The following is a 26659-nucleotide window of genomic DNA, read 5'->3' on the forward strand; positions in this document are numbered from 1 at the left end:
TCAGGCCGTGGCGATGACGATCTTGCCGAACGGCCCTTTCTCGAGATGCTTGAAGGCTCGCGGCACCTCGTCGAACCCAAACACCTTGTCGACGACCGGCTTGATCGCCAGCGCCTCGATCGCCTGGTTCATCCGCTCGAAGGCACGGCGGTGGCCGATCGAAATGCCCTGCACGACAATGCGGTTGCGCAGGAAGGGAACGATCGGAAAGCTGAGCTCCATGCTGCCCACCAGGCCGATGACCGACAGCCTCCCGTCGGCGGCCAGCGCATCGAGCGAGCGCCGCGCATTGTCGCCGCCGACCATTTCGAGGATATGGTTGACGCCGGCGCCGCCCGTCAACGCACGCGCCGCCTCATCCCATGCGGGGTTGGTGCGATAGTTGATCACCTGCCAGGCGCCGAGCGCCTTCGCCCGCTCGAGCTTGGCGTCGCTGCTCGACGTGACGATGGGGCGCAAGCCGAACGCATGGGCGAATTGCAGCGCAAACAGGGAGACCCCGCCCGTGCCCTGGATAAGAATGGTCTGGCCGGGCACAGGTCTTGTCGCCTCGGCCATGGCGAACCAGGCGGTCAGTGCCGCGATCGGCAGCGTCGAAGCCTCCGCATCGCTGAGCGACGGCGGCGCCGGCACGGCGGCATCCTCGTGCAGCAGCAGGTAGTCGCTCAACGTGCCGGGCAGTGACGACCCCAGCGTATGCTGGTGCAGCACCGGAGGCGCGTCGCCGTCCGGCCAGTCGGCAATCACCTGCCCCAGCACGCGCTGGCCGGTCTTGAAGCGGCTGACGCCGCCACCGACCGCCATCACTTCGCCCACCGCATCCGATGTCGGCACGAACGGAAAGGCAAGGTCGGGGATCAGCACGCCATCGACGATCATCCTGTCCTTGTAGTTCAGCGATACCGCCTTGATCCGCACCAGCAGCTCATGCGGGGATCTTCCCCTCGGCCAATTCCAGCCTGGGCAGGCCGAAGCCGGTCATCCGCCAGGATCTGTTGATGTCGCTCTTCATTGCGTCTGCTCCCGATTGCGTGGCTGTCGGGACGTCTACTATGGAAATTTGCGCTTCCATACGGCATATTCGGCAACGAATTGGCTACTAGACGTCTACAATAGGATACTCCCGATGGACCCTACTGATCTGCAAGGGATCGTCGCCTTCGTTCAAACGATCGAGGCCGGAAGCTTCACCGGCGCCGGAGAGCGGCTGCGCGTGACGAAATCGGCGGTCGGCAAATCGGTCGCGCAGCTGGAACAGCGGCTTGGCATCCGCTTACTCAACCGCACCACGCGCAGCCTCGGCCCGACAAGCGAAGGCCTGTGCTATTACGAGGCCTGCGTCAGGGCGCTGTCCGAGATCGAAGCCGCCCAGGCGCTGCTTGCCTCGCGCCGGCAGGTGCCCTCGGGCCGGCTTCGGGTCGACCTGCCCTCGGCTTTCGGCCACCGCTGCGTGGCGCCCGTGCTGTTCGACGTTTCCAGGCGATTTCCCGATCTGGCCATGGAGATTTCCTTCAATGACCGCCGCGTCGACCTCATCGAGGAAGGCATCGACCTCGCGGTCCGCATGGGCGATCTCGACAACAGCCTGTCGCTCGCCGCGCGCCGACTCTATACCCAGCGCTCGGCCATATGCGCCGCCCCGGCCTATCTCGACAGAACCGGCAGGCCAAAAACGATCGAGGATCTCGCCGGCCATGACCTGATCGGCTACACCCGCAACGGCGTCGCCCACCCCTGGAGCATCCGGCAATCCGACGGCCATGTCGTGAAGTTCACGCCGCGGGCAAGGCTGGTGCTCGACAATGGCGAACCGATGCTGGGCGCCGTCCTTGCCGGTTGCGGCATCACCTTCCTGCCGACCTGGCTGGTGGCCGACAGCCTCAAGAGCGGCGCGCTGGAAATGGTGTTGGTCGACACGCTCGTCGAAAGCATCTGCGTCCATGCCATCTGGCCGGTGACGCGAGCCTTGACGCCCAAGGTGCGGGTCGTGGTCGACGCGCTGGTCGCGCATTTCTCGTCGCCGCCCTGGGATGCTGTCTGACCGACCCGCATCCACTGTCATCATTTTAAAATGGCCGCCGGCTATTTTCGAAAGCCGTGCGGCAATGCTATTGAGCCCTCATGTTATACGTTGAAATCGCCACCGTGGTCGTCCTCATCTGCGTGAACGGCCTTCTGTCGATGTCCGAACTCGCTATCGTCTCGTCGCGGCCGGCTCGCCTGAAGGCGATGATCGACCGCAACGTCAAGGGTGCCGGCCGCGCTTTGGCGCTTGGCTCCAATCCCGGCAAATTCCTGTCTTCCGTACAGATCGGCATCACGCTGGTCGGCGTGCTTTCGGGCGCCTTCTCCGGCGCCACGCTCGGTCAGAGGCTGGCGCAATATCTGGCCTCGGCGGGCATTCGCGAAAACATCGCCGATCCGCTCGGCGTCGGCATCGTCGTGGCCGTCATCACCTATTTCTCGCTGATCATCGGCGAACTGGTGCCCAAGCAGATCGCGTTGCGCGATCCCGAGCGCGTCGCGGCACGCGCGGCGCCGGCGATGACGATCCTCGCCACCGTCTCGGCCCCTCTGGTCTTCCTGCTCGACATTTCGGGCCGTGCCGTGCTCTGGCTGCTCGGCCAGCGCGGCGAAAGCGAGGAAAAGGTCACCGACGAGGAAATCAAGATGCTGGTCGCCGAGGCCGAGCATCACGGCACCATCGAATCCGACGAGCGGCGGATGATCGCCGGCGTCATGCGGCTTGGCGACCGCGCCGTGCGCGCCGTGATGTCGCCGCGCACCGATGTCGACTGGATCAACCTGCAATCCGATGAAGCCACGATCCGCAAGCTGCTGATGGACACCCAGCATTCTCGCCTACCCGCCGGCGACGGCGGGGTGGACGCCATGATTGGCGTCATCCAGACGCGCGACGTGCTGGCCGCGCTGCTCGGCGGGCGTGCGCTCGATCCGCGCAAATATGTGCGCACCGCACCCATCGTGCACGACCAGGCCGATGCGCTCGACGTGCTGCAGAAGCTGAAGGAAAGCGACGTGCCGATGGCGCTGGTGCATGACGAATACGGCCATTTCGAAGGCATCGTCACGCCGGCCGACATTCTGGAGGCCATCACCGGCGTCTTCCGCTCGGACCTCGAGGCCGGCGAGGAAGAAAACGCCGTCCAGCGCGACGACGGCTCATGGCTGCTCGCCGGCTACATGCAGGCCGACGAGATGGGAGAGGTGCTGGGCATCGACCTGCCGGAAAATCGCGACTACGAAACCGTCGCCGGCTATGTGCTGTCGCACATGCACCATCTGCCGGCGACCGGCGAATGCGTCGACGCGCAGGGCTGGCGCTTCGAGGTGGTCGACCTCGACGGCCGCCGCATCGACAAGCTGATCGCCACCCGCCTGCCCAGCGGCCACCGCGAAGTGGCGCGCTGACGGTCCAAATGCCTAGGGCCGGTGGCGGTCATTAGAGCAATTCCAGGAAAAGTGTGAAACGGTTTTCCCGGGAGAAACGCGTAGCGCTTCCCCTTCGGAATTGCGTAAAAACAAAGAGTTAGAGCCCGTTCGCGATTCCGTGAAACGCGGAACGGCTCTAGCATCGCGCCGGCTGTTTGCCGGTCCGAGATCTACTGCTCCGCGAAAGCGCGCGCGAAGGAATCGAGCATCGGCCGCGCGAGATACGCAAAGAACGTCCTATCGCCGGTACTGATGAACGCCTCGACCGGTGTCCCCGGATAAAGCTGCTCGCGCCGCACGCCGGGCGGCAGGTCGGCGGCAATCGTCAGCTTGGCGCGGAAATAGGGTTCGCGCGTGGCCGGGTCGGTGAGCCGGTCCGCCGAAATCTGTGTCACGGTGGCTGAAACCTCGGGCGTCAGCCGCGCGTTCAAGGCGGACAATCGCAGTTTCGCCGGCTGGCCGACACGGACCTGGTCGATGTCCTTCGGCCGCAGCTTCGCATCGACGACCAGCCCCGAAGCGGTAGGCAGGATCTCCATGATCTTTTCGCCCGGAGCAATCACGCTGCCTTTGGAATTGTAGGTCGACGACACCACGATGCCCGCCGCCGGCGCCTTGATCGTCGTTCGCCGCAGCACCGCCTGCGCCGCCCTGATCTGTTCCTCGACGTCGGCCAGGTTGGAGCGGACGTCGTCCAGTTTCGTCAGCGCTTCCTCGACGCGTTGCGTGGTCAGCCGCTCGGTCTGCTGCTGGGCTTCGACGATCTGGGTGTTGGCCGCGGCGAGATTGGCCTCCAGCGCCCCCGCCTGCCCGACCAGATCGGCCTCGCTGCGCAACAGCTGCGAGTATTCGGTTCGATTGGTGAGGCCCTTGTCCAGCAAGCCGGTCTTGATGCCGAGCTCCTTGTTGACGATCTCGGCCTGTTGCTGGACGGCCCTTTGCTGAGCCTGCAATCCCACCACCGACTGCCGATGCATGGCGACCCGTTGCGCCAGGATCGATTGTTCGGAGCGGAACCGGGCAAGCCTGGCATCGAATTCCTTCCGCTGTTCTCCAACCAGGGTCTCGAAATCCTGCTGCAGGGGCGCCGGCGCCGCTTCGGTGATTGGCGCCAGCCCGTTCAACCCGTCGCGTTCCGCCTCCAGCCGCGCCGCACTTGCCCTGAGCGCGATCGACTGTCTCGTCAGCCGGTTGAGGTTGGCCTGCGCGGCTGTCGGATCCAGCACCACCAGATCCTGGTCTGGTTGGACGCGATCGCCTTCATGGACCAGCAGCGCCTGCACGATGCCGCCCTCGGGCTGCTGGATCAGGATGTTTCCGCCCGTCGCCGAGATCGTGCCTTGGGTGATCACCGCTCCCGACAAGGGCGCGCTGACGGCCCAGTAGCCGAAGCCGCCCGCCAGCAGCGCTATGGCGGCATAACCGGTGAACGCCACGCGTCTTATGTTGGTGCGTGGCTGGCTATCCCAGGCGAGGCTCTGTGTGGTCATCGCTACGATCCGAAACCGCCATGCGCGCGGATCGTCGGGACGAACGACCCGGTCACCACCGTGCCCTGCCGCGGGCCCTTGCTGCTGGCCGAGCGCCGCAGCACCTCGCCGCTTGGGCCGAAGGCTTCGATCATGCCGCCACGCAACAGCAACACGCGGTCGCAGGCGGCGGCGATCGAAGGACGATGGGTGACCACGATGACCGTGACGCCCGCCTGCCGCGCCGCCGAAACCACCGCTTCGAGCGCGGCCTCGCCGGCACCGTCGAGATGGGAACTGGGCTCGTCCAGGACCAGCAATCGCGGATTGCCGTAGAAGGCGCGCGCCAGCCCGATCCGCTGGCGTTCGCCGCCCGACAGCGCCCTGGCCGACGGGCCGACCATGGTCTGGTAGCCGTCGCGCTGCGCCAGGATCAGCTCGTGCGCCTGGGCGCGCGCCGCCGCCTCGATGATCGCGGCGTCGTCCGCTTCCGGGTCGAAGCGGGCGACGTTCTGCGCGATCGATCCTGGAAAGAGTTCCACTTCCTGAGCCAGGTAGCCGATATGCTTTCCGAGCTGGTTTTCGTCCCAGGTCCCGAGGTCGGCGCCGTCGATCCTGATCGAGCCGCCGGTGGGTTGAGCGGCTCCCACGAGCAACCGCGCCAGCGTCGATTTGCCGGCGCCGCTCGGGCCGACGATGGCCAGCGCCTCGCCCGCGCCGATCGCAAAATTCAGCCGCTTGAGGATGGGCTCCGTGCCGGGTTGGGCATTCGGCGCCATGAAGAAGACGTCCTGCACGGAAATCGCCCCCGCCGGGTCGGGCAGGATCAGTTTTCGCGGCTCGGCCGGGCCTGCCGCGAGCGCCTTTTCCAGCCGTGCCCAGGCGCGCCGGGCGTCGGCGATCTGCCGCCAGGCGCCGATCAACTGGTCGAGCGGCTGCAGGGCGCGCGACGAGACCAGCGAAGAGGCGAAGATCATGCCGGCCGTCATCTGCCCCTGGATCACAAGCCATGCGCCGGCGCCGAGGATCGCCAGTTGCAGCACCATGCGCAGCGCCCGCGAGGCGCCGCTGAAGATCGCATTGGCGCTTGAGGAACGATCGTGGAAGGTGAGCGCCGCCGCCACGTGCCGTCCCCAGACCCGCGCGGCGTTCTCCACCATGCCCATGGCGCGCAGCGTGTCCGCATTGCGGGCAAAGGCCTGTTCCGCCTGGCTGGCCAAAGCCGAACGCTCGGTGAACAAGGCGTCGTTCCGGCCGATGGCGAGCTGGTTGGCCACGACCAGGAAAATCAGAAGCACCGCGCCGGCGACCGTCACCCAGAACAGCACCGGATGGATGAGGTAGAGCAAGGCAAGGAAGACAGGGGCGAAGGGCAGGTCGAACAACACCGCCACGCCGCGCGACCTGATGAAGGCGCAGACCGAGGCGAGGTCACGCAGCGGCGACAGGCCGCCGGCATATTTCGCGCCAAGCGAAATGGCGAAGGTGCCGGCACCGAGCTTGCGGTCGACAGTCGCCGCGACGCGCTGGGTATAAACGGCGCGGATCGCGTCCAGCAGCCCGAGGAAAGCGAGCGCGAAGACCGCGATGCCCGAGAGATAGACGAGCGTCTCGATGCTGGAGGACGGCAGCACGCGGTCATAGACCTGCAGCAAATAGAGCGGAACGACCAGAAGCAGGACGTTGATCAGCAGCGAGAAGACGCCGACATCGACGACGGCGCGCAGGAAGACCGGACGCAGGCCGGACGGTCCAGTCATTTCCGCATTCCCTGCCGCTGCATGATTTCGAGACCTTACGAGTGGCCCCCGAATTCGGAACCATTGTGCAGCGTGCTGCTGGCGATGCTATGCGTGGCGGTGCTGGTGGTGTGCAAAGCGCTCGCCGGCGCATTGTCCAGCGTATAGGCGCGGATATAGTCGATCTTCATCTCGGCCGGCGTCGCCAGATGGTCCGGGGGCGCGCCGGCAAAGCCGCCGACCGCGAGATCTGCCAGCATGTACATGGGTTTGTGCATGTCGGACGGCGTCGCCGCTTCCGCGACCTGCACACCGTCATAGGTCCAGACCAGCTTGTCCGGTGTCCAAAGCAGGCCATAGGTGTGGAAGCCCGCGGTATCCATCGTATTCACCGTCGACGTGACCTTGGTGTGCGTCCCCGTTGCATTCGAGTGCGCCGTCATGATCAGCGAGTTCGGGTCCTGCCCGCGCGTTTCCACCACATCGAGTTCCGGCGGCCACGAACCGTCCTCCGGCAGCAGCCAGAAGGCCGGCCAGGCGCCGGTGTTTTCGGGCAGGTCGGCGCGCATTTCGAAATAGCCGTAGGTCTGCGAGAACGTGTCATGCGTCGTGATGATGCCTGACGTGTATTCGTAGTTGTTGATCAGCGGCTTGATGTCGGCCGGCGCCTGCGCCGCGGTGATGGTGAGCACGCCGTTCCCCACGCTGAACGGATGGACTGAACTCGTCGGCGCGTAATTTGCGTCGATGTACCATTGCAGTTCGCCATTGCTGGTCAAGGTGCTGCCGTTCGGAGCACCCCACGAGAAATTGGTATCCCATGTGCCGCCCTGGGCGTTATGAAGATTGAGCGCGTTGAAATCGTCGCTGAAGGACAGCTTCATCGTGGACATGTCGATCGGCAATTTGAACTGGCCGGGCTGCAGCTTGTCGATGGTCGTGTCCTTGAACTCGAGGATCTCGCCGGATCCCAAATTCAACAGCACGTTCGAACCCGCCTGGATCATGTTCGAGTGGATGGCGTCGAACGACGTGAACCCGTAGCCATTGAGACGGACGGTGTCGGTGGCGGCGAAATTCGCGATCAGATCGCTGCCATTGCCTTTCGAGATGACGAACGTGTCGTAGCCGCCGCCGCCATCGATCAGCACATCGTTTCCCGCGCCGCCATCGATCGTCTGGTGTCCGGCCTGGGCGGTGATGATGTTGTCCAACGTATTTCCGAAGGCATAGTTGTTCGGGTTCGTGACGATGAGGTTCTCGACATTGTCGGGGAGCTTGTAGCTCATCCATGTACTGATCGTGTCGATGCCCGCGCCAGCGCCTTCGGCCACCTTGTTACCCGCCCCATATAGGTAATAGATGTCGTCGCCCGTGCCACCATGCATGGTGACGTTGGCGCCGCCTGCTCCGTAGAAAGAGTCGTTCCCGGTGCTGCCGTACAGGTCCGGCCCGGCTCCTGCCGCCGAGTACCAATGGTTGGAAGCGCCGCTATAGGGAAGAGGGACGCCGAGTGCGTTGACGAAGAAGCTCATCGGATAAATCCTCCTCGCGATGCCTGGCCGTCTCGAACCGTTCGCTTACGATGGCCACATCGGATCAATGCTGAGAGGAACGGTTTCGTTCCGGGGAATCATTAGCGTTCCAGCATAACATCGATCTTTCAGAAGACATATACTTATCGTTCGGAAAAAAGCACCGCTTAAGCCAAGCTATTTAGTAAAATGGTGTACAAATTAGAAATTGCAAAGGATCTACTTAGATGAACAATCTACTTAGATGATGGCCATCCTCCTACGAGCCCGTCAGCCTCCCTTCTCGGCGCCTGGCGTAAGGCAAGCGCGCCTTCAGACGGCGGCTTCGATCGGCTCGGCAAGCCTGGGATTTGACCGCGCCGCGATCAGGCAACTGGCCACGATGAGGCCCGCTCCCGCCAGCGTCGTCCAGGTCACCGCCTCGTCGAAGAAGAACCAGCCAAGCGCGATCGCCCAGATAAAGGCCGAGTATTCCGTCGGGATCAGATATTGCGCTTCGGCGCGCGCATAGGCCCAGCTCATCAGGAACTGGCCGGCGAGCGACAGCGCCGTCACTCCGGCAAGCGGAAGCCAGAACTCCCTCGGCAGGGAAATGGCGAGCCAGGGCGCCGCAAGACCAAGCATGATTGCCACGCAAAGGTTCTGGAACAGCATGATCTCGATCGGTTTGGCCACCTGCGCCTGCTGCCGGGCGAGGATCAGATTGTAGGCGTAGAACACTGTCGATACCAGCACCGCCGCCGTGCCGAGCAAGGCATCCCTGGCGTGGTTCGCCTGACCGAACTGACCGCCGACGATAATTGCGACACCGGCTATGCCGGCCAGCGAGGCCCAGACCGCCTGACGCTGTATGCTTTCGCCGAGCAGCAGCGCGGCGAGCAGCAAGGCAAACAAAGGTGCGACGAAACTGAGCCCGATCGCCTCCGCCAGCGGCAGCCTGGCGAGCCCCCAGAAGAAGGACAGCAGGACGACGCCAACGACCGCGGCACGCAACGCATGCAGCTTCAGTACCGAGGGAGCGGGTAATTTGCGTGGCCCCATCGACCAGCCCGTGGCCGCGACCACGGTTGCCAGCATGCTGCGCCACAGCATCGTGTTGTAGACGCCGACCGCCAGGACCAGCACCTTCATCGCCGCGTCCATTCCCGACAGCAGGAAGATGCCGAGCGCGCAGACAAGCACCGGGACCATGGGAGAAACGGCGCCTGCCAGGCTGGATGACTTCAAGAGGCCCCTCATGTGATGGATCGCAGCCGGATATATCAGGGCGGACCGGCGGGACCAGATGGCAGCCCCGCCGATAAGGCGGTCCAACCATGCCGGATGTGGCATGACCGGGGAGCCGAGCCACTGGGGTCCAAACTTTTTGCCGCACGCGTGTCGATTTCTCCGTCGCCGGTTCGTCATATGATTGAACCAACCCACAAGGAGAAGACCATGCGGTTCATGATGCTGATGATCCCCGGCGGCTACGCTACGGCCGCACCCGATGTCATGCCCAGCGCCGAGGCGGTGGAAGGGATGATGAAATACAATCACGAACTGAAGAAAGCCGGCGTGTTGCTGACGCTTGACGGCCTGCATCCGCCGTCCTCGGGGGCGCGGGTCACCTTCAAGGGCGGCAAGCCCGTGGTCGTCGACGGCCCCTTCGCCGAGGTCAAGGAAGTGCTGGGCGGCTATTGGGTGATCGACGTGCGCTCGCGCGACGAGGCCATCGAATGGGCCCGTCGCTGCCCCGCAGGCGAGAACGACACCATTGAAATCCGCCAGGTCTTCGAAATGAGCGAATTTCCCGAGGACGTCCAGAAGGTGGCGGACCGCCTCGGCAGGATCAAGGATTGATCGCCCATAGAACCATCGAAGCCGTCTGGCGGATCGAGCAGCCGAAGCTCACCGCCAGACTGGCGCGCATCCTCGGGGATGTCGGACTGGCCGAGGAAATCGCGCAGGACGCCTTCGTGCTGGCGCTGGAGCGCTGGCCTCGCGACGGCATCCCGCGCAACCCGGCCGCCTGGTTGACCGAGGTCGCCAGGAACCGCGCGCTCGACCGGCTGCGCCGCACCACCATGATCGACGGCAAGCATCGCGAACTCGCCATCGACCTCACCGAACTGGAGCGCGAGATGCCCGACTTCGAGGCGGCGCTCGATCGGGATATCGACGACGACCTCTTGCGGCTGATCTTCACCGCTTGCCATCCCGTGCTGCCGGCCGAGCAACGCGCCGCGCTGGCCCTGCGGCTCCTGGGCGGCCTGTCGACGCCGGAGATCGCCCGCGCCTTCCTGGTGCCCGAAGCCACCGCCGCCCAGCGCATCGTGCGTGCCAAGCGGACGCTTCGCGATGCCGGCATCCGGTTCGAGACGCCGCGCGCCGAGGAACTGCGCGACCGCGTCAGTGCGGTGCTGGAGGTGGTCTATCTGATCTTCAACGAGGGCTATGTGGCGACCACAGGGCCGGACTGGCTGCGCCCCGATCTGTGCGCCGAGGCGCTGCGCCTCGGCCGCTCGCTGGCGGCGCTGTTGCCCGATGAGCCCGAGGTGCGGGGGCTGGTGGCGCTGATGGAGTTCAACACATCGCGTTTCGCGGCCCGCACCGGCAAGGCGGGCGACCCGATCCTGCTGCTCGACCAGGATCGCGGCCGGTGGGACTGGTCGCTCATCCGCAGCGGCCTCGACGGCCTGAACCGCGCCATGGCGCTGACCTCGGCGCCCGGCCCCTATCTCTTGCAGGCGATGATCGCCGCCTGCCATGCCCGCGCGGTGACCGCCGAAGACACCGACTGGATCGCCATATCGGCATACTACCAGGCGCTTGCCTTGGCGGCCCCCTCGCCCATCGTCGAACTCAACCGCGCGGTGGCGGTCGGCATGGCGTTCGGTCCGGCGCAAGGGCTCGCCATCGTCGAGGCGCTGAAGGACGAACCGCGCCTGAAGGACTCGCATCTCCTGCCCACGGTGCGCGGCGATTTCCTGGAAAAGCTCGGCCATCAGGCGCAAGCCCGCGCCGCATTCCGCCAGGCCGCCCAATTGACCGGCAACGACAGGGAGCGCGCGCTGCTGCTCGCCCGCGCGGGCGATTAGGCGACTCCTCCGGCGGCGGGTTCACCCGATCGCCGCGCGACGAATGGCGGCCTTGCGCCTTCGTAGCCCCGGGGCATCGGCGCCCGGCTCCCGAACAGTTCCATCGCGCCATCGACAACACGCGCCGAAACGATGTTGTTGCCGCCGAGGAAGCCCGCGACGAAGCGTGAGGCGGGCGCGCGGTATATGTCGCGCGGGGTGCCAACCTGGACGATTCCGCCATTGTGGAAGACCGCTATGCGATCCGACATGGCGTAGGCTTCCTCCTGGTCATGGGTAACATAGACGAAGGTCACGCCGGTTTCCTGATGCAGCCGTTTGAGTTCGCGCCGCATGGTATCGCGCAGCGTGCGGTCGAGCGCCGACAGCGGTTCGTCGAGCAGCAGTATCTTTGCCCGAAGGCCAGCGCGTGGCCGATCCTCTCAGTTCAGCCGCGAGTACAAGCGCCTTTTTGGCGAGCCGCCGCGACGGGATGCTGACATGGTGAAAACGATTGTCGAAACCGGCTTCTGACAGGTTGTGGGCGAGCGCATCGGAGCAAAAACGACGTGCGCACTGACGGCCAAGTTGGGCCTATGTCTGGAAATAGTATGACAGTACGGGGCGCCGTGCGCGATGCCATCGGACCAGGGATACGCGTCGTCGGCTTTGAGAGGCGTGTATCGATCCTGTTTCGGGTCGACGGAGATCGGGGGCTGATCTACCCCTCCCATCCGGAGGACGACGCGGACGCCCGATCCGCGCGCGTCGGCTCTAGAGCAATTCCAGGAAAAGTGTATAACGATTTTCCGTCCGGAATTGCGTAAAAACAAAGGGTTAGAGCGGCTCACGATTCCACCAAAACGGTGAACCGCTCTAACGAGAAAAGGGCGGCGCAAGCGCCGCCCCCATATTCCTTGGGAGGACAATCCGATCCGGTGGATCAGGCCGCCTGGGCTTCCCCGGCGATGGCATCGGCGGCGCGAGCGGCCTTCAGCACCTTTGCCCACCAGGCGACGTCGTTGACCAGCGCGGTGGCGGCCTGGTTCAGGTGCTCGAGATCCTCAAGCTTCTTCTCGCCCTGGCGCACGGCGAGGAAGTCGCCCCAGGCGATGTGGACGGCGGACTTGACCGGCGCCATCTGCAATTCGACCGCGTGGAGACGAAGCTGTTCGACGGCGCGGGCGCCGCCGACGCTGCCATAACCGACAAAGCCGGCCGACTTCTTGTTCCATTCATTGGCGGCGTAGTCGATGGCGTTCTTCAGCACGGCGGTCGGGCCGTGATTGTATTCGGCGGCGGTGAAGATGAAGCCGTCGAACTCGGCGACCTTCTTCTGCCAGCGCTGCGCGACCTCGTTCTGCGACGGCGCCCAGGCGGAGGAGGCCACTTCGTCGAAGAAGGGCAGCGGGAAATCACGCAGGTCGACGACTTCGACATCGATGTCGGCATGTGACTTGGCGATCTTGGCGATCCACTGCGTCGGCACGTCGGCGAAGCGAGCGGCGCGCGTCGAACCGACGACAATGGCGATCTTGGGCTTGGACATAAGGGGCTCTCCTTGCGGGAATTTGGTATCGTTTGGATACCGGCGCTATATGTGATACTGACAATTCGGCGCGCAAGGAGGCACGTTTTTGTTACTGAGGCACCCGCATAACACCGAGGACTGCCGGGCCGTGTCGGAAATCCTGCAGCGTGTCGGCGACAAATGGACCGTGCTCGTGGTCGGCAAGCTTGGCGGCGGACCGCTGCGTTTCAACGAGCTGCGCGCGGCTGTCGGAGGCATCTCGCAGAAGATGCTGACCACCACATTGCGCGGCCTGGAGCGCGACGGTTTCGTCACCCGCAAGGTGTTTCCGACCATCCCGCCGCGCGTCGATTACGAGCTGACCGAGCTCGGCCACGAGTTGCTGGTGCCGGTCGCGGCACTTGGCGAATGGGCGCGCAAGAACACCCAACGCGTCCAGTCGGCACGCGCGAGATTCGACGAGATGCGTGTCTGAAACCCTTGCGTGGCAAGGGCTGCGGAGTTTCGAGAGCAAGCGGCATTGCCTGACGCGGTCGAATTCGTTGACCCGACCTGCAACCTGGTCTTGCGCCCGTCCGGATGACACCCCGCGAGTTCCGCTCCGCTGACAACGGTCGGTATCCCAAAGGCGTGAAAGTCAGGCTCCTGGCGCCCCGTCCTCGCAAGCCGCCGGAGCGCAGTTTGCGCACGGTGCGGCCGGCTGCTTCACGCCCGCATTGTCATGCAAGCAGGTGGTGCGTGGCCTCTCTTCTTTGACTTCGGCATAGGCGGTGATGCCGAGCAGGAAAACGAGGGCGACCATGGCTGCCACGAGCCCGCCGTTCAGCATGTGTTGACGCATTGTCTCTCCCCCAACGCCGTCAGGATCGGTGGTGAAGGCAACCATTGGATGTCGCCACGCGCATCGCCCGCGCGCGCGAAGTTACAAATGCCGTGGATTGGGAGAATCGCCTCGCGTCAGCCTTCCGGCGGAACCGCTTTCGGCTTGCCCTCACCGTCGAGCGCGACCATGACGAAATCGGCGTGCGTCACCTTTTCCATCAGGTCGGAGAGATAGCGCTGCGCCCAAGCTTCGACCTTGAGCGTCATCGAGGTGCGGCCGACGCGTTCGACATGGGTGTAGATGCACAGCGTGTCGCCGATCTTCATCGGCTTGGCGAAGGACATCTCCTTGACCGCCGCGGTCACCACCCGGCCCCTGGCGCGCTCGGCGGCACGGATGCCGCAGGCAAGGTCCATCTGCGCCATCACCCAGCCGCCAAAAATGTCGCCGGCCGCGTTGGCGTCGGATGGCATGGCCAGCGTGCGCAGCGTCAGGTCTCCGATCGGCCGTCCATCGGCATAGTGCACCATGCGAGATCCCTCGATATCGACTGCCCTCGCTCCCGTAGCGTCAAGGCGCCCGGAGGTCAACGCGCGACCGGGTGATGTCATGGCGGAAGCAGTCAACGGGGATTGGCGGCTCGGTCAGGGGCAACGAAGGTGTTGATTTCGAAGGCCAGCATATCCGGAATTTCCTCCGCCATGTGATGGCCGCTCGGCAGTCCCTTGCCGATGAGAGTCGAGCCTGCCCAGGGCCTCCAGATTGCCAGGATATCTCCATACAAGGCTTCGAGATCGTCTTTCAGCGACCACAACACCGCCATCGGGCACTGAATCCGGCGACCCGATCGACGATCTTCCGCATCGTGGAGATGGTCGATCGACAGGCCGGCCCGATAGTCTTCGATCATGCCATGGACGATTTCGGGATTGCGGATCGCTTCGAGATAGTCCGCATACGCTTCTTTGCCCATCTCTCCTGGCGATCCGCCGTACCATTGTTCGGGGGCAGCGCTTATGGCGCGCTCGGGCTTGTCCGGCTGCGCGAAGAAGAACCAATGCCACCATGCGGCGGCAAATCGAGCGTCGCAGCGCTCCAGTGCTTCGAGGATCGGAACCCCATCCAGGATCATCAGACGGCTGACGGCGGCCGGGTGGTCCATCGCCAGCCTGAAGGCCGTATAGCTGCCGCGATCATGCCCGACCGCCGCGAAACGGTCGAACCCCAAATAACGCATGAGTTCGATGCAATCCTGGGCCTTCGCTCGCTTCGAGGATCCGGAATGATCTGTCGTGTCATCGGGAATCGAGGATTGCCCGAACCCGCGCAAGTCGGGGCAGACAACGGTATGATCCTTCACCAGGAGGTCGGCTACCTTGTGCCAGGTGACATGCGTGCGCGGATGCCCGTGCAGCAAGAGGATTGCTGGTCCGCTCCCGCCGACACGAACGCGGAGCGTCGCGCTCGTAAGGCGGACCTTCTCCAGTCGGAAACCGTCGAACATGATGTCGAAATCAACGGTGCCAGGGAAGGTTCCCAGCCCAGGTCCAAGTCTAGGCCAAGGCTGATGGGCTCCTAGAAATAACGGCCGAGGCTAGCTCGGATGCGGTCCAGCACCGTGTCGCCGGACAGGTCGGGCATAAACGTCTTGCCGGTGATCGCCTCATAGGCCCGGGCATAGATGCGCGAAGCCTGTCCGACGATCTCGACCGGTATCTCGGGGATCGGGTCCTTGTAGGGATCGCAGCGCGCCGTCACCCACGAGCGGATGAAATCCTTGTCGAAGCTCTCCGGCCGCGTGCCGTTCTCCAGCGCCTGTGCGTAGCTCGCCGCGATCCAGTAGCGGCTCGAGTCGGGCGTGTGGATTTCGTCGGCGAGAATGATCTTCCCGTCCTTGTTGGTGCCGAATTCGTATTTCGTGTCGGCAAGGATCAGGCCGCGCTCGGCGGCGCGCGCCTGGCCGCGGGCGAACAGCTTCAAGGCGTAGCGCGAAACGGTGTCCCACTGCGCCGGCGTAAGCAGCCCCTGCCCGATGATCTCGGCCCTGGACAACGGCTCGTCATGGCCGCCATCGGCCGCCTTGCTGGTCGGCGTGATGACCGGTTCGGCCAGCTTCTCGTTGTCGCGTATTCCGTCCGGCAGGCGCATTCCATACATCTCCCGCTCGCCGCGCTTGTACCGGGTCAGGATTGAGGTGCTGGTGGTCCCGGCCAGATAGCCGCGCACGACGATCTCGACCGGCAGGATGTCGAGCCTTGTACCGACCACGACATTCGGGTCGGGATATTCGAGCACATGGTTCGGACAGATGTCGGCGGTTTCCTCGAACCAGTAGCGCGCGGTCTGGGTGAGGATCTCGCCCTTGAACGGGATCGAGGTCAGGATGATGTCGAAGGCGCTGAGCCGGTCGGTGGCGATGATAATGCGCCTGCCGTCGGCTAGGTCATAATTTTCGCGGACCTTGCCCCGGTAATAGCCCGGCAGTTCGGGAATGAAAGCATCCGACAGGACACGCATGGGTTCTCCTGCCTTGTGCAGAGTGGCCGATGTCACCGCATAGTCCGTCGACCCCATGCATATCAAGCGCGATTGTCGGTATTCCCCGCAACTCGCCCCGACATCGCGGTCGCTTTTTTCACAACGCATGCCGGAAGGCCCGGCGACTTCTCGACACCGCCACGTCTAGGCTGCGCCCTGTTTTCAGGAGCCTCCCATTTCCATCATGCAGACCTATGACTTCATCATCGTCGGCTCCGGCTCGGCCGGCTCGGTGCTCGCCGACAAGCTCTCGGCCTCCGGCCGCTTCTCGGTGCTGGTGCTGGAGGCCGGCGGCAGCGACCGCCGCTTCTACGTGCAGATGCCGCTCGGCTACGGCAAGACCTTCTTCGATCCCCAGGTCAACTGGAACTACAAGGCCGAGCCGGACCCCGGCCTTGGCGGCAATGTCGACCACTGGCCGCGCGGCAAGCTGCTCGGCGGCTCGAGTTCGATCAACGCCATGGTCTGGATCCGAGGCGCGCGGGAGGATTTCGACGATTGGCGCGCCGCCGGCAACCCCGGCTGGGGCTATGACGATCTGCTGCCCGCCTTCAAGGCGATCGAGGACAACGAGGCCGGCGCCGACTCATGGCGCGGCACCGGCGGGCCACTCCACATCAGCGACACCACTGATGCCGTCCACCCGCTGACCAAGCGCTATCTCGCCGCCGGCCAGCAGGCCGGCCTGCCGCTCAATCCCGACTTCAACGGTGCGGCCCAGGAAGGCGTCGGCACCTACCAGATCTCGACCAGGAACGGCCGCCGCATGTCGGCCGCGCGCGCCTTCCTGCGCCCGGCGATGAAGCGCGCCAATGTGCGCGTCGAGACCAACGCGCTGGCCAGCCGCATCCTGTTCGAGGGCAAGCGTGCCGTGGGCATCGAGTACCTTCAGAACGGCCGGACGAAGACCGCGCGCGCCGGCCACGAAGTGATCCTGTCCGCAGGCTCGATCAACTCGCCGCAGCTGCTGCAGCTTTCCGGCGTCGGCCCTTCGGCCCTGCTCAAGGGGCTGGGCATCCCGGTCGTCCACGCCAGCGAGAATGTCGGCGCCAACCTGCAGGACCATGTCGGCATCAACTACACCTTCAAGGGCAAGCTGCCGACGCTCAACCAGATCCTGCGCCCCTGGTGGGGCAAGCTGCTCGTCGGCATGCAGTACATCCTGACGCGCTCCGGGCCGCTGTCGCTGTCGATGAACCATGGCGGCGGCTTCTTCCGCACCGATCCGGCGTTTTCGCGGCCCAACATGCAGCTCTATTTCCAGGCCTTCTCGACCGTCATCCCGAGGAACGGCGAGCGGCCGATCCTGACGCCCGATCCATGGCCGGGTTTCTCCATCGGCCTGTCCAACTGCCGCCCATCGAGCCGGGGCGAGATCATGATCCGCTCCAAGAACCCGCTGGATTATCCGAAAATCGTCGCCAACGCCTACTCGACCAATGCCGATGTCGACGAGATGCTGGCGGCGGTGAAATTCGTGCGCAAGATCGCCTCGATGCCTGCCATGGCCGAGATCATCGCCGAAGAGGTGTTGCCCGGTCCGTCGATCCAGTCCGACGCCGACCTGATCACCGATTTCAGGAAGCGCTCCGGCACCGTCTACCACCCGGTGTCGACCTGCCGCATGGGGCCCGACCCCTCGCGTTCGGTCGTCGATCCGCGCCTGAAAGTACACGGCCTTGAAGGGCTGCGCGTCATCGACGCCTCGATCTTTCCCGACAACATCACCGGCAATACCAACGCCGCCTCGGTCATGACCGGGTGGAAGGGCGCCGAACTGGTTCTGGAGGACCACACATGAAGATCACCGACGTCAAGACCTGGGTTGTCGGCAACCCGCCGCCCGGCATCGGCGGCAAATACTTCATCTTCGTCAAGCTGACCACCGATGGCGGCGTGGTCGGCTATGGCGAGGCCTACAACGCCACCTTCTCGGCCCACATCACGGCCAGGATGATCGAGGACATGGCCGAGCGCTACCTCGTCGGCCGTGATCCGCACGACATCGAGAACTTCTTCCGCCGCGCCTATTCCTCCGGCTTCACCCAGCGTCCCGACGTCTCCGGCATGGGCTGCTTCTCAGCACTCGAAATGGCCTGCTGGGACATCATCGGCAAGGAGGCCAACAAGCCGGTCTACAAGCTGCTCGGCGGCCAGGTGCACGAGACGCTGCGCTCCTACACCTATCTCTATCCGCACACCGGCAGCGTCCATTCCGAGGACGCGCCGGACGGCAGGAACGTCTACAACGACCCCGAGATGGCTGCGGCCTGCGCGCTCGAATATGTCGAGCAGGGTTTCAATGCCGTCAAGCTCGACCCGGCTGGTCCCTACACCGCCTTCGACGGCCACCAGCCACGCCTCGTCGACATCGATGTCTCGACCCGCATGATCAAGGCCATCCGCGAGGCGGTCGGCACCCGCGCCGACATATTGTTCGGCACGCACGGCCAGTTCACCGCATCGGGCGCGCTGCGCATGGCGCGCGCCATCGAGCCCTATGATCCCCTCTGGTTCGAGGAGCCGGTGCCGCCCGATATGCCCGAAGTGATGGCGCAGGTGGCGCGTGCGACTTCCATCCCGATCGCCACCGGCGAGCGGCTGACGACGAAGTTCGAATTCGCCCGCGTCATCGAGAACCGCGCCGCGACCATCCTGCAGCCGGACCTCGGCCGCTCCGGCGGCATTCTCGAAACCAAGAAGATCGCCGCCATGGCCGAGGCCTACCACATCCAGATCGCGCCGCATTGCTATTGCGGGCCGATCGTCGGTGCCGCCAACATCCAGCTCGCGGTGACCTTGCCCAACTTCCTGATCCTGGAATCGCTGAAGCAGTGGGACGGTTTCCACGCCACGCTGCTGAAGAAGAAAATCGAATGGCAGGACGGCAATGTCATTCCCTCGAAGGAGCCCGGCCTCGGCGTCGAACTCAACGAGGCGGTCTGCGACGCGCATCCCTACACTGGCAAGGACCTGCATCTGCAGATGATGCAGACGCCGCTGATGCCGTGAGCGAAAGCTACGCCTTCATCGGCCTTGGCCATCTCGGCGGCAACCTTGCCGCCAGCCTGATCCGCCATGGCTTTGCCGTCACCGTTGTCGACCGCGACCCCACCGCCGTCGAGCGCCTCGTCGCGCTCGGCGCTACGTCAGCGAACACCCCGGCCGAAGCCGCGGCACGGACCGGCAATGCCATAAGCTGCCTGCCCTCGCCGAAGGTCAGCGAAGCGGTGCTGGCCGGCCCGGGCGGATTGCTGGAAGGCCTGCCAAAAGGTGGCACCTGGATCGAGATGTCGACCAACGGCCGCGACGAGATTTTGCGGCTTGCCGCCCTCGCCTCGGCCAAGGGGATCGAGACACTGGAATGCCCGGTCACCGGCGGCGTGCATCTGGCGGCGGTGGGAAAGATCACCGCGCTGGTCGGCGGCGACGCCGCCCTCTACGAGCGCCACCGCAAGGCCATCGAAGCGATGTGCGCGAAATCGTTCCTGATGGGTCCGGTCGGCTCGGCGGCGGTGATCAAGGTCATCACCAACATGCTGGCCTTCATCCATCTCGTCGCCGCCGGCGAGGCGCTGATGCTGGCCAAGCAAGGCGGGCTCGATCTGGCGCAATCCTATCACGCCATTGTGGCCTCCTCCGGCAACAGCTTCGTTCACGAGACCGAAAGCCAGCTCGTGCTGAACGGCTCCTACGACATCGGCTTCACCATGGACCTGGCGCTAAAGGACCTTGGCTTCGCGCTCGCCATAGCCGAAAAATCCGGCGTGCCGCTCGAGCTTGCATCGCGCGTCAACGCAATGTTCGAGCAAGGCAAGGCAGCCTATGGCGGCGGCGCCTGGTCGACGCAGATCGTCAAATTGCTGGAAGACGCGGTCGGAACAGAGCTACGCGCGCCTGGTTTTCCGGCCAAGCTCGAAGTCTGAGACGGCACAGGATATCAAGCAATTTCATCGCGTTGGATGGCAACGCGAAATCACTCTGCCAACCAATTGAATCAGGCTCTCAGCTTCTTGATTCAATATCTCAGCGCCAGCACCCCGGGCAGGATCTCAAAGGTCGCCGGTATGCGCCCGGGCGATTCGCCGTCGATGTCGACCAGCGCACCGTTCTTCTCGACGTCGCCGAGCGGTTCGACAACCACTTTCCGGCCGCGCAGGATGGTGATCGCCGGGTGGTTGCGGTGCCTGCCGCCATAGAGCAGCCTGATGTCCCAGATCAGCTTCAGCTTGCCCGCCGCGCGCAGGATGACGATGTCGAACTGTCCGTCGGCCAGCTCCGCATCCGGCGCGATCATCATGCCGCCGCCGAAGAATTTGCCGTTGGCCACCGCCACCAGCGCCATGCGTGCCTCGACCGGGGCGCCATCGTCGACGGTGATCCGTACGTCCTGAAAGCGGTAACGGGTGAACTCGACCACGGTGCGCCACAGGAACAGCGCCTTGGCCGACGTCCTGCCCTTGCGCTTGTCGGCATTGACGGCGCGGTCGGTGGCGCCCGACAGGCCAAGGCTGGCGATGTTGATGAAGTGCCGGCTGGCCAGCGCGCCATGATCGTCGATATAGCAGATGCGGCCGGCGTCGACCGCCCTGGCCTTGGCCTCGGCAATCCGCTTCAGCGTCGCGTCGATCTCGTTCGGCAGGCCGAGGCCGCGCGCGAAATCGATGCCGGTGCCGCACGGCAGGAGGCCGAGTTCGGTTGTCCTGCCGCCCTCCTCGCGGGCCTGCAGCAAGCCGTCGGCCACTTCGCTCGCCGTGCCGTCGCCCCCGGCCGCGATCACCAGGTCGAAGCCGTTCGCCGCAAGATCGAGCGCCAGCCGCTCGGCATCGCCCTCTGCCTGCGTCTCGCGCAATTCGAAATCGCCGAAGTGCTTTTTCAGCGCGGCCGCGACATCGGGCCAATGCCGTTTCAGCCGGCCGCCGCCGGCAATCGGATTGAGCACCACCCCGACCTTCAAATTCTCGCCCTCCCCGGCGCCGGGCATGGAGAACCCGATCCTTTGCCGGGCCCGATCCTTTGCCGGCCCCGATCCTTTGCCGGCATTGAAACCCGCGTCCGTCGGCAGGGCAAGGGGCGTGTGGGTTCGTGCGCCGAAAAAGCGGGCAGGCTGTCTAAGGCGTTCGTGCTTGAATTTCCTTGGCTTCTGGCATCGGTCCCCGATAATCCCGCTATCCACAGGGGCACGGGCATTCCCCAAGACCCTTACCCGGCGTAAGTTCAACCCATCTCAGGCGGCTACCGATCGCCAAGCCGAAAGGCGGAAGTGAAAGGCGGATTTCCTGAGGCCCGTACGGCCCGAAGCGAGAGCAGGCTTGCCTGTTCGAGGGACGGAGCCGAGACCTACGGGGCCGCGGAAAGCGTGCCAACGCCGACGGCGGACCGATGCTGCCATGAAGGACGGCAAAAACCTTCGATGGCACGCAGGGCAAAGCCCGCAAGGGTGAAGGCCAGCGTGGTCTGGAACGGGCATCGCCCTCGGGTGATGACTGGCAGGACCGTCAAAATCAAGGCCGGCATGGCGCGACGACTTTACGGAAGTTGCTGCCGCGACCGTGTCCTGATCTGACAGGGAGGCGCTGGGAGAAATCCCGGCGCCGACTGTCTTTTGGCCCCCTCGAAGTTCTTTCCCGGCGAAGTTGCGGGCGCCGCTTCACCGCGCGTCAAAATCGGTTAGTATCGCTGCGTCGTCAGAGTCCGTCAGCAACGGGCTCTTCGAAGGGGGATACTTCATGACGCTGATCCAGAAGCTTGCCGTTGCCTACGCCTTCCTGTTCTTCGCGGTCGTCGCCATCGGCTACATTCCCGCCTTCAACGATGCCAACGGCAATCTGTTCGGCCTGTTCTCCCTGCAATGGTATGACGATCTGCTGCACGCCTTTTCAGGCGTCTGGGCGCTGGCCGCCGCCTTCATCTCGCACCGCCAGGCGGTGTTCTATTTCAAGCTGTTCGGCTCGGTCTATCTGTTCGACGGCGTGCTCGGGCTGATCACCGGCTCCGGCTGCCTCGATGCCGGCATCTTCATCAACGGTTTCCGCTCCCTCAACGACATCGAGTTTCCTGCCCGCTTCTTCGCCAACCTGCCGCACATCGTCATCGGCGGCTTCGCCGTCTATGTCGGCTTCTGGCTGTCGAAGCGCATCCATGACCACTTCGCCACGGCCTGACCGGCCATGTTCCTGTTCCGCTTGATAAAGCGCATCATCAAGACGATCCTCTGGCTGATCGTCATCGTCATCCTGATCCCGATCGCGGGGCTGGGTTATGGCTTCCTGACCACCCCGTCGCTCGACAAGACGCCGCTGCCCGGCATTGCCGACGGCGCGCCGCCCAAGGCGCTGGCCGACAAGGTGCGCGCCGAAATTCCCGGCTACCAGCGGCCGGAGGAATCGACCTTCCTCACCTACCCGGAATGGGCGATCGTCTATGCCGCGCGCGAATATGCCGGTTTCGTCGCCAAGGACCAGCCGAGCGGCTTTCCCTATTGGTCCTATGTCGGCCGCTTCTGGCAGGATTACGCCACGGTGATCCGCGCCAGCTCCGCCTACAAATTCAACTACGCCAACCACCAGATGCTGGTCATCATCGGCACCAGCCACTCGATCGAGCATATCCTGCAATGGGCCTATGAGAACACCGTCGGCCGCGTCACCGAGGCGACATCGGCCAAGCGCACCGCCGCCGACATCTACCAGGCCAAGGTGGCGGCGGACTATGCGGGCTTTCTCGACCAGGTGCCGTGGTACCAGTTCCCCTATGCCGAGAAGCGCGCCGGGCTTTTCGCGGTGCAGCCGGCGCCTGGCGACAGTTCCATCCGCACCAGCGAACGCAAGCTTGCCTTCGGCCTCGCCGACACCATCAAGCAAGGCTATGCCGACCTGATCAAGCAGGCGCTGGCCGCCACCTCCGACCCGGCCTTCCTCGATGTCCATGTCTGGGCCAGGGGACCGGTCGGCGAAGCCACGCGCAACGAGCCCGACACCTTGCTGGAGCGCGACTATGGTGCCGACGGCACCATCTTCGTCACCAAGCGCTACCAGGTGTTCACCGACATGATCCCGCGCCTGATCGACAAGGGTGTCTCCTTTGTCGAAATCGGCGGCAATGACGAGATCATGGTGACGATGCTGTCGACCGACGCGATCGCCGTCCCCGAAGGCATGCGCATCCTGTTCAGCTATCCGCTGCCGGCCGACCCCTCGACGCGCCGCACCGGCATGGTCGTCGCCGTGCGCAAGCTGCATCTGGTGCTGCCATCACTGATGAAGGCAGGCGCGAAGCTCGAACACGTCTACGACTACTGAGCCTTTCGGCCACATCAGGGCATATTGATCTCTTCGTCACGACGATTCCACAATCGCGGCCAAATCCCGCCTTGTTCGCGCGCGAAGGGGACGGCTGGATTGCCGGGGGGCATCTCGAAGGGACAAGACCGTGATCAAGACCGCCCTTGTCGCCATGACCATTGTCGGCTGCGACTGCGACGCCAAGCTGTGCGAATATATCGGCGAGACGCCGGCCAAGTGGTCGACCATCGCCGATTGCGAAGCCGCAATGAAGAGCCAGATCCTGCACGAGCGCAATTTCAACTATCCGCTGGTCTCCGGCATCTGCCGCGCGAAAGGTTCGGCGTCCTCATCGCACCTGGCCGCGATCGCTTCGGGTCCGGAACTGAAGCCCACCAGCCGGGCCGTCGAGCCCGAAAGCCCGTTGCCGCCGGAGCTCAGCCATCGGCCGAGCGTGCCCGTGGGATCACCGACGACGGCCATGGACGCGGCAGCGGCCCGGCCCGTCGCCTATGAACAGGTGGTCGACGGCGGAACCGGCGTGCTCTATCGCACGAAGAACGGCTATGCCGTGGTCAAGACCGATCTCGGCCGCGCCGCCTCGGCAACCGCCGACGCGGCAAAGCGCTCCGTGAACTGGCTGGCCAGCCTGGTGCCGACGGGGCTGTAGGCAGCTTACATCTTCACCTTCAGGCTCTCCCAGAACTTGTCGATCAGCGGCTGTTCGGTGGCCTCGTCTTCGCTGCCGACGCGCGTGATGAACAACAGCCCCTGATCGGAGAGGCCGTAGCCGACGATCTCGAAATACGCGGTGTCGGTGCGCGTCTTCACCTCGGCGCGGATGCCGGTCAGTTCCTTGCCGTCGGCAAGCTTGCGGGTTGTCGGCTGCTGCGTCAGCGCGGCACCCGCCTGCACCGATTCCCTGGTCATCTCCTGCAGCATCAGCTGGTTGAGCGACACGGGGTTCATCTTGCCGTATTCCTGCACGACGATGATCGTGCCGAGCGCCGAGGCCATCAGATATTGCGTGATGTTTTCGCCGAGATCGGTCTTGGTCACCGAAATGCCGCTCGGATGGTTGAAGGAGAAACTGTCGCCGGAAAAGGTGGCGAAGTCGTTCCTGTCGAGCTTCACTTCAACCTCTTTGCCGTCCGGCAACGTCACGTGGGTGCTTTCGCCGGCGTCGATATCCAACGACTTGCCGTCGATCGTCAGCCTGAAGGCCTTGAGGTCCTCGGCTCCGGCCGATCCAGCGCACAGCGCGATGAGAGTGAGGGCCGCCGCTGACACCATGCGCATTGACTGTTCTCCTGCTCTATTCCTGAGCAGTTCCGGGACGGGAAAACCGCTTCACACTTTTCCTGGAACTGCTTCCTACACCACCCCGCTCAGCGCCTTGATGGCACGGTAGAAGGTCGAGGAAAACAGTTCCGTCGGGTCATGGTGCCGCTTTGCCGCCAGGAAGGCCGGCAGTTCGGGATAGGACGCCAGCAACTCCTTGCCCGTATAGTGCAACTGGTAGGGCAGGAAGAACCGGCCGCCATGCTTGATCGTCACGTCGATCAGCGCCCGCGTCAGCGCCCGCATCCTCGCGTTGCCATCGGCATCGGCCGGCTGGTTGATGTAGAGCACCAGCGAATAGGCCGGCTCCGGCGCGTAGGTCAGCGCCACATCCTCCTTGTGAACGATGCGCACCGAGGCGTTGAGCACCGGCAGGTCCTGGTTGCGCAGGATGTCGCGCGCTTCCGCGATGAATGGATTATACCTCGCGCGAGGAATAAAATATTCGTGCAATATGTCGGTCTCGTTCATCAGGTTATTGAACAGATAGGGCACCGAATCGTGCATCGGGTTGTTGCGGGTGACGAGACAGGCCTCGCCCTCGGCCATGGCCGACGTACGCGCCACCGTACAGCTCTCGAATTTCGGCTCCAGCGTCTTTTCGGTGAACCATTTCAATTCCTGGAACGCGCTGCCCCATTTGGCCATGTTCATGATCACCCGCTTCAGGCCGACGCCATCGGGTTCACCAAGCGGCGGCTGGTCCGCCGGCGGCTCTTCGGCCACCTTGTCGTAGCGGTAGACGATCATGTCCTCGAGGAAGTTGCCCGGCGCCGTCGACAGATGGCCGTAGAACAGGCCGATATCCCTGTTCGGCTCCAGCACCTCGGCGAAGAATCTCGGGAAGTCGTCGGACCTGATGATCTCGCGCGAGGTGCGGTAGACGGCATTGTCGACGATATCGAGCGTCGCCTCCACCACCACGCCGAACAGGCCGTAGCCGCCGATGACATGGCGGAACAGTTCGTCGTTTTCGGTTGGCGAGCAAATCGTCACCGAACCGTCGGCCAGCATCACCCGCATCGAGCGGATCGAGCCGGCCACCGAGCCCGCCTGGTGGTCCATGCCATGCGCGTTCACCGACAGCGAACCGCCGACCGAAAAAATGTCGGTCGACTGCATCGCCTTCACCGCGAAGCGCGGATGCAGCATGGTCTGGATGTCGTGCCAGCGCGCGCCGGGCTGCAAGGTCATGGTCTTGGTGGCGGCGTCCACCGTGACCTTGTTGAACTTTCTCAGATCCAGAACCAGCGCATTGTCGTCGAAGGCATGGCCGCCCATTGAATGGCGGACGGCCGCCAGCGACACCTTCAATCCATTGGCGCGCGCGAAGGCCAACGCCTTGGCGACATGCTCTTCCTCGCTGACCTCGACGACGCCATAAACAGGGGTCCTCGACAGGCCGCTGGCATCGTTGATGTCGCCGCCTTTTGCGAGCCAAGGTAGCGACGGATCGAAGGCCGGCGGGCTGTCGATCGGCTTCAGCGGCAGCGCGATGCCATCTATGTCGGCGATGCGTCCGGCATCCTTCGGCCCTGACGGGCCGCGCGCCAGCCGCGCCACGGTTGTGCCGCCCCACAGCACGGCGCCGCCGAAGACCGTCGCGCCGAGCAGCAAGCGCCGCGACAGAAGAAACCTTTTGCGTTCCCCGACCATGCACATCCCCCGTTGGCCAAGGGATAGCGCGGCTTTCTGGCGAAAACCATAGCGGCGCATGGCAGAGCCAAGGCGGATATTGGTGAGGTTTTCGACATCATGGGGACAAATTCGAAGGATTGCGCCGCCCCTCACCCTTACCCTCTCCCCGTGAAGGACCTATCGCGTTCACACATCTCGGTTGCGCGGCGCATTGAAGCTCGATTCCTTACTGGGATTGATTCGATGGAGA

The 26659-nt window shown here is 64.2% G+C and carries 25 protein-coding genes; 11 read left to right on the forward strand and 14 right to left on the reverse strand.

The window, feature by feature from the left end; translation table 11 throughout:
• Positions 1–918 carry a zinc-dependent alcohol dehydrogenase family protein gene (locus LB564_RS29920; RefSeq protein ID WP_224542674.1) on the reverse strand — a complete coding sequence of 306 codons (918 nt, stop codon included), beginning with the start codon at positions 916–918 and terminating at the stop codon, positions 1–3.
• Positions 919–1126: 208 nt separating this feature from the next.
• On the opposite strand from LB564_RS29920, the gene LB564_RS29925 reads away from it, so the two are divergent.
• Both LB564_RS29925 and LB564_RS29930 read left to right on the forward strand, forming a co-directional pair.
• The gene (locus LB564_RS29925) at positions 1127–2041 is read left to right on the forward strand and encodes a LysR family transcriptional regulator (protein WP_224542675.1); all 915 of its coding nucleotides are present in this window, start codon (positions 1127–1129) and stop codon (positions 2039–2041) included.
• 80 nt (positions 2042–2121) lie between these two features.
• The gene (locus LB564_RS29930) at positions 2122–3432 is read left to right on the forward strand and encodes a hemolysin family protein (RefSeq protein ID WP_224542676.1); all 1311 of its coding nucleotides are present in this window, start codon (positions 2122–2124) and stop codon (positions 3430–3432) included.
• 191 nt (positions 3433–3623) lie between these two features.
• Here the strand turns inward: LB564_RS29930 and LB564_RS29935 are convergent, their stop codons facing one another.
• The 4 genes from LB564_RS29935 to LB564_RS29950 all read right to left on the reverse strand — a co-directional run bounded on the left by LB564_RS29935 (position 3624) and on the right by LB564_RS29950 (position 9435).
• Positions 3624–4943, reverse strand: coding sequence for an HlyD family type I secretion periplasmic adaptor subunit (locus LB564_RS29935; RefSeq protein WP_224542677.1), 1320 nt, complete (start codon positions 4941–4943; stop codon positions 3624–3626).
• A gap of 2 nt (positions 4944–4945) precedes the next feature.
• Entirely contained in the window at positions 4946–6682 is a 1737-nt protein-coding gene (locus LB564_RS29940; RefSeq protein WP_224542678.1) for a type I secretion system permease/ATPase, read from the reverse strand.
• Positions 6683–6717: 35 nt separating this feature from the next.
• Positions 6718–8196: a family 16 glycosylhydrolase gene (locus tag LB564_RS29945; RefSeq protein WP_224542679.1), complete on the reverse strand. Its 1479-nt coding sequence runs from the start codon at positions 8194–8196 to the stop codon at positions 6718–6720.
• A 312-nt stretch (positions 8197–8508) separates the two neighbouring features.
• The gene (locus tag LB564_RS29950) at positions 8509–9435 is read right to left on the reverse strand and encodes a DMT family transporter (protein ID WP_224542680.1); all 927 of its coding nucleotides are present in this window, start codon (positions 9433–9435) and stop codon (positions 8509–8511) included.
• Positions 9436–9633: 198 nt separating this feature from the next.
• On the opposite strand from LB564_RS29950, the gene LB564_RS29955 reads away from it, so the two are divergent.
• Positions 9634–10038: a YciI family protein gene (locus LB564_RS29955; protein WP_140704916.1), complete on the forward strand. Its 405-nt coding sequence runs from the start codon at positions 9634–9636 to the stop codon at positions 10036–10038.
• Positions 10035–11276, forward strand: coding sequence for an RNA polymerase sigma factor (locus tag LB564_RS29960; protein ID WP_224542681.1), 1242 nt, complete (start codon positions 10035–10037; stop codon positions 11274–11276). The genes LB564_RS29955 and LB564_RS29960 overlap by 4 nt, the downstream gene beginning before the upstream one ends.
• Here the strand turns inward: LB564_RS29960 and LB564_RS31810 are convergent.
• Both LB564_RS31810 and LB564_RS29970 read right to left on the reverse strand, forming a co-directional pair.
• On the reverse strand, positions 11273–11572 hold the full coding sequence (locus tag LB564_RS31810; protein ID WP_411961799.1) for a hypothetical protein: 300 nt from the start codon (positions 11570–11572) through the stop codon (positions 11273–11275). The genes LB564_RS29960 and LB564_RS31810 overlap by 4 nt on opposite strands.
• 626 nt (positions 11573–12198) lie before the next feature.
• Complete coding sequence (locus tag LB564_RS29970; RefSeq protein WP_224542682.1) at positions 12199–12804, reverse strand: NADPH-dependent FMN reductase; 606 nt, start codon at positions 12802–12804, stop codon at positions 12199–12201.
• Between the two features lie 88 nt (positions 12805–12892).
• Between LB564_RS29970 and LB564_RS29975 the strand changes: the two genes are divergently transcribed.
• On the forward strand, positions 12893–13261 hold the full coding sequence (locus tag LB564_RS29975; protein ID WP_140704910.1) for a winged helix-turn-helix transcriptional regulator: 369 nt from the start codon (positions 12893–12895) through the stop codon (positions 13259–13261).
• A 162-nt stretch (positions 13262–13423) separates the two neighbouring features.
• Here LB564_RS29975 and LB564_RS29980 read toward each other — a convergent pair whose 3' ends face one another.
• The 4 genes from LB564_RS29980 to LB564_RS29995 all read right to left on the reverse strand — a co-directional run bounded on the left by LB564_RS29980 (position 13424) and on the right by LB564_RS29995 (position 16126).
• On the reverse strand, positions 13424–13672 hold the full coding sequence (locus LB564_RS29980) for a hypothetical protein (protein WP_224542683.1): 249 nt from the start codon (positions 13670–13672) through the stop codon (positions 13424–13426).
• A gap of 71 nt (positions 13673–13743) precedes the next feature.
• Positions 13744–14139 (reverse strand): acyl-CoA thioesterase, encoded by a 396-nt coding sequence (locus LB564_RS29985; RefSeq protein ID WP_140704906.1) that lies wholly within the window; start codon positions 14137–14139, stop codon positions 13744–13746.
• A 92-nt stretch (positions 14140–14231) separates the two neighbouring features.
• Complete coding sequence (locus LB564_RS29990; RefSeq protein WP_224542684.1) at positions 14232–15113, reverse strand: alpha/beta fold hydrolase; 882 nt, start codon at positions 15111–15113, stop codon at positions 14232–14234.
• 71 nt (positions 15114–15184) lie between these two features.
• Positions 15185–16126, reverse strand: a complete 942-nt coding sequence (locus LB564_RS29995) for a phosphoribosylaminoimidazolesuccinocarboxamide synthase (protein ID WP_224542685.1) — start codon at positions 16124–16126, stop codon at positions 15185–15187.
• A 205-nt stretch (positions 16127–16331) separates the two neighbouring features.
• Between LB564_RS29995 and LB564_RS30000 the strand changes: the two genes are divergently transcribed.
• Genes LB564_RS30000 through LB564_RS30010 form a run of 3 tightly spaced genes read left to right on the forward strand, consistent with a single transcriptional unit; the run spans position 16332 to position 20073 of the window.
• Positions 16332–17948 (forward strand): GMC family oxidoreductase, encoded by a 1617-nt coding sequence (locus tag LB564_RS30000; RefSeq protein ID WP_224542686.1) that lies wholly within the window; start codon positions 16332–16334, stop codon positions 17946–17948.
• Positions 17945–19159 carry a mandelate racemase/muconate lactonizing enzyme family protein gene (locus LB564_RS30005; protein WP_140704900.1) on the forward strand — a complete coding sequence of 405 codons (1215 nt, stop codon included), beginning with the start codon at positions 17945–17947 and terminating at the stop codon, positions 19157–19159. The genes LB564_RS30000 and LB564_RS30005 overlap by 4 nt, the downstream gene beginning before the upstream one ends.
• Complete coding sequence (locus LB564_RS30010) at positions 19156–20073, forward strand: NAD(P)-dependent oxidoreductase (protein WP_224542687.1); 918 nt, start codon at positions 19156–19158, stop codon at positions 20071–20073. The genes LB564_RS30005 and LB564_RS30010 overlap by 4 nt, the downstream gene beginning before the upstream one ends.
• A 92-nt stretch (positions 20074–20165) precedes the next feature.
• On the opposite strand, the gene LB564_RS30015 is transcribed toward LB564_RS30010, so the two are convergent.
• Positions 20166–21104, reverse strand: a complete 939-nt coding sequence (locus LB564_RS30015) for a diacylglycerol kinase family lipid kinase (protein WP_318012868.1) — start codon at positions 21102–21104, stop codon at positions 20166–20168.
• 772 nt (positions 21105–21876) lie between these two features.
• Here LB564_RS30015 and LB564_RS30020 point away from each other — a divergent pair.
• From LB564_RS30020 to LB564_RS30030, 3 genes are all read left to right on the forward strand, one after another.
• Complete coding sequence (locus tag LB564_RS30020) at positions 21877–22311, forward strand: DUF4383 domain-containing protein (RefSeq protein WP_095792823.1); 435 nt, start codon at positions 21877–21879, stop codon at positions 22309–22311.
• Positions 22312–22317: 6 nt separating this feature from the next.
• Positions 22318–23448, forward strand: coding sequence for a hypothetical protein (locus tag LB564_RS30025; RefSeq protein WP_224542689.1), 1131 nt, complete (start codon positions 22318–22320; stop codon positions 23446–23448).
• Positions 23449–23578: 130 nt separating this feature from the next.
• Positions 23579–24100 (forward strand): hypothetical protein, encoded by a 522-nt coding sequence (locus LB564_RS30030; RefSeq protein WP_224542690.1) that lies wholly within the window; start codon positions 23579–23581, stop codon positions 24098–24100.
• Between the two features lie 5 nt (positions 24101–24105).
• Here the strand turns inward: LB564_RS30030 and LB564_RS30035 are convergent, their stop codons facing one another.
• Together LB564_RS30035 and LB564_RS30040 are read right to left on the reverse strand one after the other, a co-directional pair.
• Complete coding sequence (locus LB564_RS30035; RefSeq protein ID WP_224542691.1) at positions 24106–24729, reverse strand: hypothetical protein; 624 nt, start codon at positions 24727–24729, stop codon at positions 24106–24108.
• Positions 24730–24804: 75 nt separating this feature from the next.
• The gene (locus LB564_RS30040; protein ID WP_224542692.1) at positions 24805–26427 is read right to left on the reverse strand and encodes an FAD-binding protein; all 1623 of its coding nucleotides are present in this window, start codon (positions 26425–26427) and stop codon (positions 24805–24807) included.
• Positions 26428–26659: the final 232 nt, after the last annotated feature.

This window comes from Mesorhizobium sp. ES1-6, from assembly GCF_020164775.1.
In the GTDB taxonomy this organism is placed as follows: domain Bacteria; phylum Pseudomonadota; class Alphaproteobacteria; order Rhizobiales; family Rhizobiaceae; genus Mesorhizobium.

What these genes read in the sequence shown, in the direction of transcription:
- LB564_RS29925 (WP_224542675.1), top strand. Translation starts at nt 1,127, where the DNA reads ATGGACCCTACTGATCTGCAAGGGATCGTCGCCTTCGTTCAAACGATC.
- LB564_RS29930 (WP_224542676.1), top strand. Translation starts at nt 2,122, where the DNA reads ATGTTATACGTTGAAATCGCCACCGTGGTCGTCCTCATCTGCGTGAAC.
- LB564_RS29935 (WP_224542677.1), bottom strand. Translation starts at nt 4,943, where the DNA reads ATGACCACACAGAGCCTCGCCTGGGATAGCCAGCCACGCACCAACATA.
- LB564_RS29940 (WP_224542678.1), bottom strand. Translation starts at nt 6,682, where the DNA reads ATGACTGGACCGTCCGGCCTGCGTCCGGTCTTCCTGCGCGCCGTCGTC.
- LB564_RS29945 (WP_224542679.1), bottom strand. Translation starts at nt 8,196, where the DNA reads ATGAGCTTCTTCGTCAACGCACTCGGCGTCCCTCTTCCCTATAGCGGC.
- LB564_RS29950 (WP_224542680.1), bottom strand. Translation starts at nt 9,435, where the DNA reads ATGAGGGGCCTCTTGAAGTCATCCAGCCTGGCAGGCGCCGTTTCTCCC.
- LB564_RS29955 (WP_140704916.1), top strand. Translation starts at nt 9,634, where the DNA reads ATGCGGTTCATGATGCTGATGATCCCCGGCGGCTACGCTACGGCCGCA.
- LB564_RS29970 (WP_224542682.1), bottom strand. Translation starts at nt 12,804, where the DNA reads ATGTCCAAGCCCAAGATCGCCATTGTCGTCGGTTCGACGCGCGCCGCT.
- LB564_RS29980 (WP_224542683.1), bottom strand. Translation starts at nt 13,672, where the DNA reads ATGGTTGCCTTCACCACCGATCCTGACGGCGTTGGGGGAGAGACAATG.
- LB564_RS29985 (WP_140704906.1), bottom strand. Translation starts at nt 14,139, where the DNA reads ATGGTGCACTATGCCGATGGACGGCCGATCGGAGACCTGACGCTGCGC.
- LB564_RS29990 (WP_224542684.1), bottom strand. Translation starts at nt 15,113, where the DNA reads ATGTTCGACGGTTTCCGACTGGAGAAGGTCCGCCTTACGAGCGCGACG.
- LB564_RS29995 (WP_224542685.1), bottom strand. Translation starts at nt 16,126, where the DNA reads ATGCGTGTCCTGTCGGATGCTTTCATTCCCGAACTGCCGGGCTATTAC.
- LB564_RS30000 (WP_224542686.1), top strand. Translation starts at nt 16,332, where the DNA reads ATGCAGACCTATGACTTCATCATCGTCGGCTCCGGCTCGGCCGGCTCG.
- LB564_RS30005 (WP_140704900.1), top strand. Translation starts at nt 17,945, where the DNA reads ATGAAGATCACCGACGTCAAGACCTGGGTTGTCGGCAACCCGCCGCCC.
- LB564_RS30020 (WP_095792823.1), top strand. Translation starts at nt 21,877, where the DNA reads ATGACGCTGATCCAGAAGCTTGCCGTTGCCTACGCCTTCCTGTTCTTC.
- LB564_RS30025 (WP_224542689.1), top strand. Translation starts at nt 22,318, where the DNA reads ATGTTCCTGTTCCGCTTGATAAAGCGCATCATCAAGACGATCCTCTGG.
- LB564_RS30035 (WP_224542691.1), bottom strand. Translation starts at nt 24,729, where the DNA reads ATGCGCATGGTGTCAGCGGCGGCCCTCACTCTCATCGCGCTGTGCGCT.
- LB564_RS30040 (WP_224542692.1), bottom strand. Translation starts at nt 26,427, where the DNA reads ATGGTCGGGGAACGCAAAAGGTTTCTTCTGTCGCGGCGCTTGCTGCTC.